Origin of the sequence: Nocardia sp. FBN12 (genome assembly GCF_050320175.1) — a bacterium.
Classification (GTDB): Bacteria; Actinomycetota; Actinomycetes; order Mycobacteriales; family Mycobacteriaceae; genus Nocardia.
Window position 1 is genome coordinate 1591902 of the sequence record NZ_CP190048.1, and the last position, 12301, is coordinate 1604202.

Below are 12301 nucleotides of genomic sequence, written 5' to 3' on the forward strand. Positions count from 1 at the left end.
TTCCTTAGATTGGTGATTGACGGGATCGGCTCAGTTGGGACCGGCGGGCGCTCCGATATCGAACAACCCCATGAGCTGAGCGAGGAGGCGGTAGTAGCCGACCAATGCGGTCACCTCGGCGATCGCTGTCCGGTCGAGCGGCTGTGCCGTGACACGGTCGATCCCGGTGAGTGTCGGCTGATCCACCGCCCATGCGGTCAGCATCGCGACGGCCGCCTCTCGGGCGTCGGTCGTGACGAAAGTTCCGGCGTGTAGTCGGGAGAGTTCCGACTCGTCCAATCCGGCCGCGCGACCGGCAGCTTCGTGTGCATACCGTTCGAATGGACTCGCGGTACAGCGGGCGACGGTGAGGATGGCGATTTCGCGCTCTCGATCGGTGAGGGCGGTTCGGTAGCGCAGGGCCGAACCAAGGGCCTGCAGCGGTCCGCCGATCTCGGGGAATTCGACCATGAGGCCGAAAGGGCCCTGGAGGTGACCGGCCGCATCGACGAGTGGAAAGTGTTGCGGCCCAGATCCTCTCGGTCCGTTCACGATCGCGTCGTACACCTGCCGCTGCTGTGGGCTCAGTTCGTCGGTGTCCACGTGTTCAGTCCTGGGCAACGTAGGTGCGATGGAACCAACCACTGGGTGCCGATCCCTCGACGACAATGGCGCGTTCCCGAATGAGCCAGCTGGTGTCGGCCTGCTTGCGGAAGGTGTCACGCCACACGCCCCAATGGTCGGGGGCCGCTTCATCGGTGATGGCGAAGAAGAAGGTGTCCACCTGTGCTTCGGTGGGTCCGGCGAAGCAGATGTCGACCGTGGTGATGTGGTGGCGAATGTAGGCGGCTTCGCCGTCGCGGACGACTTTGCCGAGTTCGGACGGTGGGATGGGGGTTCCGTCGGGCAGGACGAGCACGGCGTCGGCGGTGAACAGTGCCAGCATGTCGGCGAAGTCCATTTTGTCGCGCGCGGTGTGCGCGTAGCGGTGGACTACTGCGTGGATGAGCGCTCGGTCGTCAGTGCGTGCGCGGGTGAAGCTGCGTTCGGTCATCGGGGTTGTCCGTTCACGAGATTGTGCTGAGTGAGAATGTGTTTCGAACGTTCAGCCACTGGCCGAGCCGGCTCAGCACGTCGGCCGGGTCGGGCGGAAGTTCGGTCGCCCAGGCGAGGTAGGCGTCAGGGCGGACGAGCAGGCAGGTGGCCTGGTCCAACGCGGCGGGCAGCCTCGCGGGGTGGGCTTGCACCAGGCTGACCGCGGGGGAGTCGAGGTCGCCGAGTACCCCGGTGCCGCTGAGATCGAGCAACACGAATCGTCCATCGCGCAGCAGTTCGTACAGGCGGACGGTGGATCCATCGTTGCGGAGCAGTTCGAAGTCGGGCACGGGGTGCCCGACCGAGGGGTGGCTGGGCTGCTCTGCGGGATACGGGGTTTCGAGGCCGTTCAGCTCGAGCTGAAGCTGGGAGTTGACGGCCGGTATCGGCAGGAACTTCTGTTGCAGGGCGCCCGAGAGCGTGAGGCCCTCGGGGCTGAAATCGAACTGGATCGCTACCTGCGCATCGACGCTGCGCAGCAGATCGACGCTGATCGGACGGCGCTCTGTCTCGTAGGTGTCCAGGAGTGCCTCATCGGCATGGCCTTGGAGTACGGCGCCGAGCTTCCAGCCCAGATTGAACGCGTCCTGCAGGCAATAGTTCATGCCCATTCCGCTGGCGGGGTAGTGAATTCGGGCGGATTCTCCGACCAGGAACACTCGCTCGCTGCGGAATCGGGACGCGATCCGCTGCGCGTCGGTGTAGCGGGAGGACGCCCGCAATCCGGGGATACGCACGGTTTCGCCGAGGATCTCGCTTACGCATTCGGTCAGGCCGGCGAGGGTGACGGGGGCGGACTTGGGTTCGGCACGGTCGTCACGGTGGACCATCACGAACCGCGTGAGTCCGGGACCGAAGGGAAAGGTGGTGAGCCAACCGTATTCGTTGTGCCCGACACGAAGTCCGCCCGGCCAGGGGAAGGCCATTTCGGCATCGGCGATGACACCGGTGAACGTGGCATCGCGGCCCTCGAAGTCGATGTTCGTCAGTTTGCGGACCGCGCTGTGCCCACCGTCCGCGCCGACGACGTAACGCGCACTGGACTGGCAGGGTTGCCCGTCGGAGTCGAGGGAGGTGACCAGAACCCTGTCCGCGTCGTACTTCAGGTCGACGACTTCCTGGTGGAATCGGATGTCGACCCCTGTGTCGGTGGCCCAGTCGCGCAGGATCAGTTCGGTCTCGTGTTGCGGGAGGAACAGGGTGAACTGGAACCGTGAGTCGCGGGTCGTCCAGTCGATGGGGTGCATGCCGCCCCAGATGTGCCAGCTTTGAAAGGGGTGCGGATTGATCTCGCAGGTCCGGCGGATGAAGCGGTCGGCGATGCCGCGGGCGTCGAACAGTTCCAGCGGTCGCGGCAGCAGTGTGCCCGCCCGCGACACCGGGTCGCTGTTGCGCTTTTCGAGGACGAGAACCTGCGCGCCGGTGGCCGCGATCTCCGCGGCGACGGTCAGCCCGGAGGGCCCGCCGCCGACCACGATCACGTCGACGTCATTGTCGGTCATGGTGTCTCCCTAGAGACGAGTCGTGCACCCGGACAGCAGTGCTCGACATCGTTGGATATGTTCGTTGACAGGCGCCGGGTCAACGAGCTGACGCGGCGTGGGGCGATCAGGTGTCGTAGAGTCGATCCGCGAACCAGTCGGCGACGATGACATGCTTTTCGTGCGAGTGGTTGTAGAGGCAGTGATCGCCGTCGGCCCACTCGTCGAACCGTTTGTCGACACTTGCGGCGCCGTCGTACAGCGCGCGTGCGTTCCCGATCAGGAACACTTGGTCCGGGGTGCCGTGCAGCACCAGCAATGGGCAGGTGAGGTTTTCGAGCAGAGCCGGTGTCAGCCGGAACTCCTCCATTGCCTCGCGGGCTTTCTCGGGATCGTCGATCCCGGTGACCGCGGTGATCTTGGTGATGAAGCGGCGGTAGCGGTCCAGGATTTCGGCAGGTCGCACGGTGCCACCGTTGACACAGCACGCGGCGACCCGGTCATCGGTGGCTGCTGTCAGCGCGGCCAGGTAACCACCCATGCTGTTGCCCCAGATGCCCACTGTTCCGGCGAGGCGCCGGTCGTCGAGCAGATGGTCGATCATCGTCGAATATGCTTGGGCGACATCAGAATCCATGTACAAGCCGTGGAACAGGCGAGTTTCGCCTTGGCCCGGCCCGTCCGCCAGGAACACCGCGATGTTGCGATCGAGCAGGTATTGCGCGCCGACGCGGTACTCCTCGCGCCAGCCGTCGAATCCACCGGTGACGATGACGACCGGTGGGGCGGGGACATCCGGTGGTCGCAGCAGCCAGCCACACACCGCGCCGTCGCGGTACGGGATCTCGACATGCTCGACCATCGGCTCGCTGAGCGCGCCCGCGTGTGCGAAGTGCTCGATCAGCAATCGATACATGGCCGACTTGCGCGGATCATTGTCGGGCAGTGGAACCTGGCCGACCCGATAACAAGCAGAGGAAAGCAGGTGCCACTGCCGCGCACTCTTGGTATGTCCCCGGGACTGAGCCACCCTGGCGCGCTGACCGTTGATCGCGCCGAGTTCAGCCGCGGCTTCCGCCCACGGCTGCCCGGCGTCGACGCGGGCGTACAGGTCGACGACATCGGCGTAGTCCATGCCATTGCCGGTGAGTCGTTGCAAGGGCATAGCGCGTTTGTGCGCCTGGGCCTCGGCGCGCCACGCAGGCTCGGTCATCGAGCGACCTGTGCGGGAACGACCGCGCCGAGGCTCGTCTCGAGTTGATCGACGAGCGAGGCGATCGCCGCGAGTTCATCGGTGGCCGCGAAGATGTAGAAGTCGGGCCGGTACAGGATGGCGACGACTCGGTGTTCGGCAAAGTAGTCGGCGTAGTAGCCGTCGATATCGACGACCGCGCCACCGGATCCGGGCGCCGACAGCGTCACTACCTTGCCGCCGAGATGTTCCAGCACCGCGGTGCGATGGGCGTCGATGTCGACGTCACTGCCCGGCGCCAGCAGTAGTACCCAACCCGTGCCGAGCACGTCGTCGAATCGCCCGATGATGTCTCCGATGGCGATGCGGCCTTGCGGGGCAAGGGTTCCCGCGATATCCGTACCGGCGTCGGTGCCGAGCAGCCCCGACTCGATATGTGGGAAGGGCGGCGGGGGCGGTACATCGCCCCGGCGGAAGGCTTCGTCTCGTGCGGCCGCTGTTTCTGGATCGAAGGTGCAGGAGACTCGCCCTGCCTCGATGGACATCCCGATCAAAGTAGCCACGTGGGGTGCGCGCTCGGTGCGGTAGGAGTCCAGCACATCGGTGCCGCCTATGCCACGCAAGGCGAGATCGAGGCGCCACGCGAGGGCATTGGCGTCGCGTACTCCGGAGCACATGCCCTGCCCCATGAACGGGGGCATGACGTGCGCCGCGTCGCCGACGAGGAAGATCCGTCCGTCGTGCCAGCGATCGGCGAGCTTGGACCCGAAGGTGTAGATCGCCTGTCGAACGAGTTTCGCGTTCTTCTCGGTGACGCCGTAGGGCGCCATCAACTCCCACGCCACTTCGGGGCTTTCCATCTGGGCGGCGGTTTCTCCCGGCAGCAGGGCGAATTCGAAGCGTCGATGGTTCTTACCCAACTGGAACAGGCAATGCGGGCGTGCCGGATCGCAGATCTGGCCGTTGTCGAAGCCGAAATCGAGGGGCTCGAGCGGCTCCAGATCGCAGACCAGCCAGGTCTCACGGAAGCCGAAATCCTGCTGCCCCGTACCGATCTGGCCTCGGACGAAGCTGTTGGCGCCGTCCGCCCCGATCAGATATCGCCCTCGAACGATCCGGACATCGTCACCCAAGACCTTCTCGCCCTCGGCGCCGAGGCGCACCGAACGGAACTCCACCTCGACGTGGTCGGCGTGGCGGACCAGCGCGACGGCCTCCCATCCCTGATGGATACTGACCGTAGGGAGTGCCCGTACGGCGTCATCGAGTGCATCCTCGATCAGCGGCTGGTACATGATGTAATCCGACGGCCAACCGGAGATGCCGTCACGGTCCCAATCGAAGGTGATCAGCGTTTCGCCCGCGGCATTGCGGAAGACGTACTTGGTCGCGCGGAACATGCCCTCCTCCAAGCGTTCGGCGATGCCGAGCGATTGGAAGACCCGCATGATTTCGTGGTCGATGTGCCCCGCCCTGGCACGCCCGTACAGCGTGGGCCAGCGCTCGAACACTGCCACCGAGTACCCGGCCTTACCGAGCAACCCGGCCATGGTCTGGCCGACCGGACCATAACCGACCTGTACGAAGTCGTGAATCTCTTGCTGGGACATCATCGTCTCCTGAATGGAATGAATCTGGGTCAGCCGGCGTGGTGGGCGCCGGTCATCAGCGCGGCGAGGTCTTCGGGGTGCAGAAACGACGGCGGCGGTGGCGGTCCCCAGTTGAACAAGCCCTTGGCGCCTTCGAAGGCTTGCGGGATCCACAGTTGGTCATCGACGATGCAGTCCATGTCGGAGTAGTACTCGGCGAAGTTGCCCGCTGGATCTTTCAGGTACCAGAAGAAGTTCGACCCCGCGTGGTGGCGACCGAGGCCCCACACGTGACGTTCGGGATTGCCTTCCAGCATCGCGGTCGCGCCCCGCCCGACGTCGTCGATGTCGTCGACTTGCCAGGAGGTGTGGTGCAAGAAGTTGACCGGTGCCTTCAAGACGAGCACGTTGTGGTGGTCGGTCGAGCACCGCAGAAACGCCCCGTGGCCCTTGATCTCGTCGGAGAGCTTGAACCCGAGTCCGTCGGTGAAGAATCGGCGGGTGGCGTCGAAGTCGATCGTGCCGATCACGACATGGCCGAGTTTGCGCGGACGTACCGGATCTTCCCGCAGGACACCAGAGGCGCGGAGGTTGCCGCGTTCGATCCGGCCGGGTCCGTTGTAGGCGGTGGCAGGTTGTGCCGGCTGAACCAGCCGATCGTCGACTCGAATAACTGCCCGGAAGCCAGCGACCGGTTCCAGTGCGGTGACAGATCCGCTAGTCAGGTCCACCGGCAGCCCGAGCCTCCGCAATCGGGTCGCGGCTGCGGCGATATCGTCGGAATCGTCGGCACCGATCACGATCTCGACCAGGCGGCGGCTGGGCGCGGTGACGAGCCGAAGCTGGTCACCGGCGTCTCGGGTCGCCAGCCAGCCGTCGTCGGCGGGGGCGAGGCCGAATTCGGTGTAGTAGTCCCGAGTAGTCGTCGGGTCTGGAACCCCGATGGTGACTGAGGACAGTCGATGCAGCGCCATTGCCTGCTCCTTCGAAACGTTGTGCGGTCAGTGACCGGCGACCAGGAGGTGCCGCATCTCGCCGACGCCGCGGACATAGCTGGTCAATTCGTCGTTCGGTGCGAGAAACCGTTGGGGAGTGCGCCCGAGACCGACGCCGGCGGGAGTGCCGGTGAAGATGACATCACCGGGCAGCAGCGGCGTGATCGCCGACAGTCGTGCGATCAGTTCCGGCACCGGGAAGACCATGTCGGAGGTCTTGCCCTTCTGCATCTGCTCGCCGTTGATCAGGCAGCCCAATTCGAGGTCGTCGGGGTTGTCGAATTCGTCCGGGGTGACCAGCAGCGGTCCGATCGGACCGAACCCCGGATGTGATTTGCCCATGCTGAACTGCGGGGACGGGCCCACGCGCTGGCGGTCACGCTCCGAAAGGTCCTGTCCCACCGACACGCCCGCTACGTAGCGCCAGGCGTTTTCGGCTGGGACACGATGTGCCTCGCGGCCGATCACGACCACGAGCTCGACTTCCCAGTCGACTTTCCCCTTGGGGAGCTCGATGGTGCCGTAGGGGCCGGCGAGTGAGGTCACGAACTTGGTGAAGACCGGTGGTTCTTCGGGCACAGCGAACGATGACTCGGCTGCGTGATCGGCATAGTTCAGTCCGATCGCGAAGATCTGCCGCGGCTGTGGCACCGGATTGCCGAACGCTGACGAGGGGATATCGGCGAGCGGTCGACCGGTGTCGGTGACTGTGGAGCAGAAGGTGACCAGCTCGTCCCAGCGGCCATAGGCGTCCTGCATCGTCGGACCGAACCGGTCCGAGCTCGCCTGTGCGATATCCACGACGGCGTCGGATGCCGTAACCAGTGATAGTCGGTCGGAGATGTTGGCGAATCGCACGATGCGTGCTCCCTGGGTCAGGGGGTGGGCGATGCCCTCCCCGCGCGTTGTTGTGCCTTGAGTCACTTTCGAAAGTAGCAACCTTGTTTCGATAGTTCAAGTGGCTTTCGTAAAAATGACAGGTGTTGCCGCGGGGTTGCGGATAACCCTGGGTCTCCATGTTCGCTCGGCGCGGGGGATGCGGCTGGTGACTTTCGAAACTATCGATCAAGTTTCGATACCTTAATGGTGTTTCGTATGGTGCTACCGTGGTCGCATGGTGAAGAGCAGCGGAACGACTCGCACAGACGGCGTCTACCAGGCGCTGCGGGCCGACATTCTCGGTGGGCGGCTGATTCCTGGGGCGCGGCTGAAGTTTCCGGAGCTGTCGGAGCGCTACAAGGCGAGCGTGGGTGCCACGCGCGAGGCACTGACGAAACTGGCGGCCGAAGGATTGGTAACGACGAAGGCGCATCAGGGTTACCTCGTACGGCCGCTGTCGCATCAGGATCTGGCCGATCTGACCACTGCTCGCGTCGAGATCGAATCCCTGGTGCTGAAGCTGTCGGTGCTCGACGGCGACATGCGCTGGGAGGCGGATGCCCTTGCGGCGCACCACCTTCTGGAACGAGCGCAGTTCCGAGACCCTGCTGACCCGAACCATCCGACCGATGAGTGGTCGACAGCGCACGTCGCATTCCACAATGCCCTCTTGGCCGGCTGTGGCAACCGCCGGTTGCTCGACACCGCGCAAGCGTTGCGTCAAGAGGCCGAGCTCTACCTGCAATGGTCGGTGTCCTTCGGCAACGAACCGGACCGCGACCTGGCGGGCGAGCACCGCGCACTGCTGGACGCGGCCTTGGCCCGCCAGGCCGACCTCGCACAGGAACTTTTGCGCGATCACATCGCACACACCGCACAACTGCTGATCAGTTGTGCACTGGATGAACCGAATTCGGCGGAGGTCGGCCCCGGGTAGTCGGGATAAGAAGTGCGAGTCGACCCAGAGGCTATCTCCTGTCGATGGCGCGGTTTTAGGTTGCACACGAGATCGGTTCGGCGTCCGAGAGCACGAACAGCACTCGGCACGGGCGGTCCGAGCGATTCACCCATCCGTGATTGGTTCCCCCGCTGGATCAGGACGTCTCCGGCCTGCATCAATGTCGAGTCGTCGTCCAGGACGGCGTAGATCTCGCCCTCGATGACGTAGGCGTAGTCCAGCGACGCGGTTCGGTGCATGTCGGGCGCGGATTCGGCCTCCGCCGGCGGGAAGTCGACAATTCGCAAGACGGTGCCGCCGTCGGGTCAACCGAAATCGTGTCCGCTCGCCGCGATGATGAATCCACCGCGGATGCGAGCCCCGCCGCCGTCGTGCCGCGACCCGAGCACGTCATATCGGTCAACGTCTCGACTGCCGTCCGCCTCGCGACGGTCGTTGCGCTCATCGCCGCAGTTCTCACCGCCGGTGGGTTGTGGCTATCGGCGCGCGGCGAATTGACGCGGTTGCGCGCGAGTGCCGCCGACGAGCAACGCTTCGAGCAGATCGCCACCGAGTACGCCCTGGGCGCGTCGAACATCAACTACCAGGACGTCAACGCCTGGGTGGCGAAGTTGAAGGCCAACACGACCCCTCAACTCACCGCGAAATTCGACGCCACCGCACCCAAGCTGCAGGAGATCCTGGTCCCGCTGAAATGGACCTCCACCGCTGCACCGATCGCCGCCGAGGTGATGTCGACGACCAACGGAATCGACAAGGTCAATGTCTTCCTCACCGTCAACTCCACCAGCGCGCAGACACCGGAGGGCAGCCAGATGACGATTACCTACAGTGTCACCGTCGACCGCAACAACGACTGGAAGATCACCGATGTCGGTGGTCTCGACAGCGCCCTGCCGTCGAAATAGCAGGGAGGTCATCGCATCACCTTCACAGCAGGGAATTGTCCGATTGCTGTCTGGAGGCGACTGCTCGTACGGCCGGCGATGTTCTGCAGCATCTTCTCGATGCGCTTCCCAACCTGACGAATGGTTGCTGGATGGAATTGGGCGCCACGAGGATCCGGACACGCAGGGGCGGCAGGCGACGAAGCTCGTAGTCGGCAGCTCGGTGCGCAGCTGGGGCGATACCCGCACCTGCGCGCGAGCGCAGCGGGCAGGAGGCTGGCTGTTATCTGCGGGCCGCGGTGTCGGAGGGTAGTTCGTCGAAGCGGTCGTGGTATTCGCGGGCGAAGCGGCCCAGATGGGTTATGCCCCACCGATAGGCGATCGTGCCGACCTGGTCGGTGGAGCCGAGGATGTCGGTACGGATCCGCTCGAGCCGCAGGTTGCGGATGTAGGACATCGGTGACAGGCCGAGCCGGTCGCGGAATGCGGAACTGAGGGTCCGCGGGCTGCAGTCGGCGGCCGCGGCGATGTCGCCGAGACCGATGTGCTCGGTGAGGTTCGCGTCGATGAACGCGAGGGCTGCACGCAAGGAGCGCGGGTAGCCGGGTTGCGGACCGTCACGCAGTTCATCGGTGTGTGAGTGCGGCTGGGCCAGTAGCAGGGCGGTGACGATGCATCGGAGCTGGCTGCGTAGCAGCTCCGCGCGCTGGAACAGCGGGTCGTCGGAGTCCAGTTGCTCCACCAGGGAACGCACCAGTAGCCGCACGGCACGGCCCTTGGGTTTGCCGAGGTCGAGAGCGAAGTCGAAGCGCACCGTCGACACCGGGGGGTGCCCCGTCAGTGCGGCGAATTCTTGATCGACCAGAGCGGCGTCGATCCGCAGCCCAAGGAACCGTGTTCCGGCACCCAACGGCCTGAGCTCTTGAGTATCTCCAGGGTTGACGACCCCGGCAGTCATCGAGTCGAGGGTCGCCCGCAGGCTCCCCCTGATCGCCTCGATCGTGCCTGCCACCCCGATATTCACGAAGTAGGACCGGCGGCCGGCCGCCGAGACCACGCGCACATCGAGTGGGGAGGCGAAGTACCCGGCCGCGAAATCGTGCGCGCTGACCCCGCGCAGCTCATGATCGCCATCGCACAGCCCGTCCAAGGGCGAGGTGGTGATCGAGCCGCCGAATAGCCGGGTGGCCGCGTTGAGCAGATCGACCGGGTTCTGCGACTTGGTGATGAGGAAGTTGTGCAGCGGCGCCGTCACGGCATTCACCTCCCTTGGTGGTCGCCCGCCACGGACTTTCGCGGCGCGTGGCGGGCGGCGCTGGTGTCAGTATGTCACCGCACGGCCGTCTCCGCGTCGACCAGCGGTTCGGCGTCCAGCAGGACGAACAGGATCGTGCAGGGCAGATCGGAACGGTTGTCCCAGGCGTGGGTTGTGCCGCGCTGGATCAGCGCGTCACCGGCGCGCAGCACGGTCTCGTCCGTGCCGACGACGGCCACGATCTCCCCGGCGATGACGTAGGCGTAGTCGAGAGAGCGGGTCCGATGCAGGTGCGGCGCCGTACCCTGCCCGTGCGGCCCGAATTCGACTACGCGCAGCAGCCCGCCGCCGTCGGGGGGCGGCAGCGGCACGTCGGGGCCGACCGGATCGGCGTAGGCGGTGTCGTTGCGCGGCGTCCCGTCGTGCAGCCACAGGTTGATCACCTGCGCGCCCGCCGTGGTCTGGATGTGCGGGCAATCGGCGTCCTCGGCGATGACCGGACGACCCGAGTCGTCATGGCCGGTGACAATTCGGCGAACGGGGCGCATCAGGTGTCCTTCCGAATGTGGCGCTGCCACACGATGTAACTGGGCCGTGCCGTACCACCCATGGCCATGGGTGGAGTATCCAGCTTCAGGGTGTCGTCGTTCTCGAAGACACATAGGCGCTTCAGGTCCGTACCCACGAAGTTCGGGAAGGTCGCGATCCGAACGTGGTGGATGACCGTATCGGTCGGCTCGTCGACGTCCCAGGAGCCGGAATAGGAAATGATCGAGCTGTAGGCATCGGCCTTCTCTCGGACAGTCCCACCGTCGAGCGAGGCGTCGGCGAAATGCGCGCGGTCCCGCAGCGTGAGGTGGGCGCTCATCGTCCCCTCCGGGGTGTAGATGAGCAATCCGGTGCAGTGCTCGGCCGGCCCGAGCGGCGGATCGGTGGGCCCGGCCGGGGTGAACACCTTCCAGTCGGCCAACTGCCAGCTGCCGACCAGCCGGGTGTGCAGGCGCGTCATGAAACGTTCCTTTCGTTCGCGGTCACATCGGTGGGGCGAGAAACAGCCCACGGTCGATGTCGTTGTGGGACTTGGCCGCAATGAACTCGTCCATCTCGTTGGCCGTGCCCCACTGGTCCGCGTTAGCGGGGTCACGCAGGTCGTAGATGTGCGGGTGCCAGGTGTCCTCGTCCAGGATCTCCAGCTCGGTGGTGTATTCCACGGTGTTACCGGCCCGATCCAGGTAGTAACTGAAGGAGTTGTCACCGGCGCGGTGACGACCCGGTCCCCACAGGCGCTCGATACCCCGGCGCCGCATCCGTCCCGTCCCCCGCATGTACTCATCGATGCCACGCATCTCGAAGGAGGCGTGGTGGAACGCCGCATGCGGTCCGCGCACAATGCCGAAGCTGTGGTGGAAATTGTTGCACCGCAGAAACCACATGATCTCGCGGTCGGCTCCCAGGCACATGGTGTCCGAAAGCCGGAACCCCAGGTGTTCGATGTACCAGGCCACCGTGGCCTCGGGGGTGGGCGAGTTCATCAGCACATGAGACAGTCGGACCGGAACGGGTTCGCGGGCCTCGATCTTGCGGTGCCGCCGCGGGGTGACATCGGCGGAGACCTCTACGACGCGCCCCTCGTTGTCGAAGAAGCGGACCGCGTAGCCGCCCCCAGGGGTATCCAGCAGTTTCGGTTCGTGCACCAGCCGCACACCCTGCGCGATCAACTGCTCGGTGAGGGTGTCGACATCGGCAGCGGCCGCGGCACCGAAGGCTAGGAGATCGGTGCGCTTCTGGGCATCCTGGCGCAGCCGCACCACGTATTGCTCCGGCGAGCCCTCGGCCGCCAGGAAAGAAACGCCTGTGTCACTGGCAGTTTCGGTCAAACCCCACAGCTCGGTGTAGAACCGTCGCTGTTCGGTGAAGTTCGGCATCGCGATATCGACGTGCCGCAGATGTGTAATCAAGCTGGTGTTGCTCACGGTGCACTCCTCGATCGT

The 12301-nt window shown here is 65.1% G+C and carries 13 protein-coding genes; 2 read left to right on the plus strand and 11 right to left on the minus strand.

Going from position 1 to position 12301, the window contains the following annotated elements:
* Positions 1–30: 30 nt before the first annotated feature.
* The 7 genes from ACQHI0_RS07875 to ACQHI0_RS07905 form a co-directional block, all read right to left on the minus strand.
* A complete protein-coding gene (locus tag ACQHI0_RS07875; RefSeq protein ID WP_427907263.1) occupies positions 31–582 on the minus strand; it encodes a carboxymuconolactone decarboxylase family protein in 552 nt (183 codons plus the stop codon).
* Positions 583–586: 4 nt separating this feature from the next.
* Complete coding sequence (locus ACQHI0_RS07880; RefSeq protein ID WP_427907264.1) at positions 587–1033, minus strand: nuclear transport factor 2 family protein; 447 nt, start codon at positions 1031–1033, stop codon at positions 587–589.
* Positions 1034–1046: 13 nt separating this feature from the next.
* Positions 1047–2576 carry an FAD-dependent monooxygenase gene (locus tag ACQHI0_RS07885; RefSeq protein ID WP_427907265.1) on the minus strand — a complete coding sequence of 510 codons (1530 nt, stop codon included), beginning with the start codon at positions 2574–2576 and terminating at the stop codon, positions 1047–1049.
* A gap of 106 nt (positions 2577–2682) precedes the next feature.
* A complete protein-coding gene (locus ACQHI0_RS07890; RefSeq protein WP_427907266.1) occupies positions 2683–3768 on the minus strand; it encodes an alpha/beta hydrolase family protein in 1086 nt (361 codons plus the stop codon).
* On the minus strand, positions 3765–5357 hold the full coding sequence (locus tag ACQHI0_RS07895) for a bifunctional 3-(3-hydroxy-phenyl)propionate/3-hydroxycinnamic acid hydroxylase (protein WP_427907267.1): 1593 nt from the start codon (positions 5355–5357) through the stop codon (positions 3765–3767). Before ACQHI0_RS07895 ends, ACQHI0_RS07890 begins: the two co-directional genes overlap by 4 nt.
* 29 nt (positions 5358–5386) lie before the next feature.
* Entirely contained in the window at positions 5387–6310 is a 924-nt protein-coding gene (locus ACQHI0_RS07900; RefSeq protein ID WP_427907268.1) for a VOC family protein, read from the minus strand.
* Between the two features lie 27 nt (positions 6311–6337).
* Entirely contained in the window at positions 6338–7189 is an 852-nt protein-coding gene (locus ACQHI0_RS07905) for a fumarylacetoacetate hydrolase family protein (protein ID WP_427907269.1), read from the minus strand.
* A gap of 256 nt (positions 7190–7445) precedes the next feature.
* On the opposite strand from ACQHI0_RS07905, the gene ACQHI0_RS07910 reads away from it, so the two are divergent.
* Together ACQHI0_RS07910 and ACQHI0_RS07915 are read left to right on the plus strand one after the other, a co-directional pair.
* Entirely contained in the window at positions 7446–8147 is a 702-nt protein-coding gene (locus ACQHI0_RS07910) for a GntR family transcriptional regulator (RefSeq protein WP_427907270.1), read from the plus strand.
* 140 nt (positions 8148–8287) lie between these two features.
* Positions 8288–9076: a hypothetical protein gene (locus ACQHI0_RS07915; RefSeq protein WP_427907271.1), complete on the plus strand. Its 789-nt coding sequence runs from the start codon at positions 8288–8290 to the stop codon at positions 9074–9076.
* Between the two features lie 262 nt (positions 9077–9338).
* Here the strand turns inward: ACQHI0_RS07915 and ACQHI0_RS07920 are convergent, their stop codons facing one another.
* From ACQHI0_RS07920 to ACQHI0_RS07935, 4 genes are all read right to left on the minus strand, one after another.
* Positions 9339–10310, minus strand: coding sequence for an AraC family transcriptional regulator (locus tag ACQHI0_RS07920; RefSeq protein ID WP_427907272.1), 972 nt, complete (start codon positions 10308–10310; stop codon positions 9339–9341).
* A gap of 74 nt (positions 10311–10384) precedes the next feature.
* On the minus strand, positions 10385–10858 hold the full coding sequence (locus ACQHI0_RS07925) for a cupin domain-containing protein (protein ID WP_427907273.1): 474 nt from the start codon (positions 10856–10858) through the stop codon (positions 10385–10387).
* On the minus strand, positions 10858–11319 hold the full coding sequence (locus ACQHI0_RS07930; RefSeq protein ID WP_427907274.1) for a lipocalin-like domain-containing protein: 462 nt from the start codon (positions 11317–11319) through the stop codon (positions 10858–10860). The genes ACQHI0_RS07925 and ACQHI0_RS07930 overlap by 1 nt, the downstream gene beginning before the upstream one ends.
* A 22-nt stretch (positions 11320–11341) precedes the next feature.
* Entirely contained in the window at positions 11342–12283 is a 942-nt protein-coding gene (locus ACQHI0_RS07935; protein ID WP_427907275.1) for a VOC family protein, read from the minus strand.
* Between the last annotated feature and the right edge of the window lie 18 nt (positions 12284–12301).

Excerpts from the sequence above, each read along its gene's own strand:
- ACQHI0_RS07880 (WP_427907264.1), bottom strand. The coding sequence starts at position 1,033 with ATGACCGAACGCAGCTTCACCCGCGCACGCACTGACGACCGAGCGCTC.
- ACQHI0_RS07885 (WP_427907265.1), bottom strand. The coding sequence starts at position 2,576 with ATGACCGACAATGACGTCGACGTGATCGTGGTCGGCGGCGGGCCCTCC.
- ACQHI0_RS07890 (WP_427907266.1), bottom strand. The coding sequence starts at position 3,768 with ATGACCGAGCCTGCGTGGCGCGCCGAGGCCCAGGCGCACAAACGCGCT.
- ACQHI0_RS07895 (WP_427907267.1), bottom strand. The coding sequence starts at position 5,357 with ATGTCCCAGCAAGAGATTCACGACTTCGTACAGGTCGGTTATGGTCCG.
- ACQHI0_RS07900 (WP_427907268.1), bottom strand. The coding sequence starts at position 6,310 with ATGGCGCTGCATCGACTGTCCTCAGTCACCATCGGGGTTCCAGACCCG.
- ACQHI0_RS07910 (WP_427907270.1), top strand. The coding sequence starts at position 7,446 with ATGGTGAAGAGCAGCGGAACGACTCGCACAGACGGCGTCTACCAGGCG.
- ACQHI0_RS07925 (WP_427907273.1), bottom strand. The coding sequence starts at position 10,858 with ATGCGCCCCGTTCGCCGAATTGTCACCGGCCATGACGACTCGGGTCGT.
- ACQHI0_RS07930 (WP_427907274.1), bottom strand. The coding sequence starts at position 11,319 with ATGACGCGCCTGCACACCCGGCTGGTCGGCAGCTGGCAGTTGGCCGAC.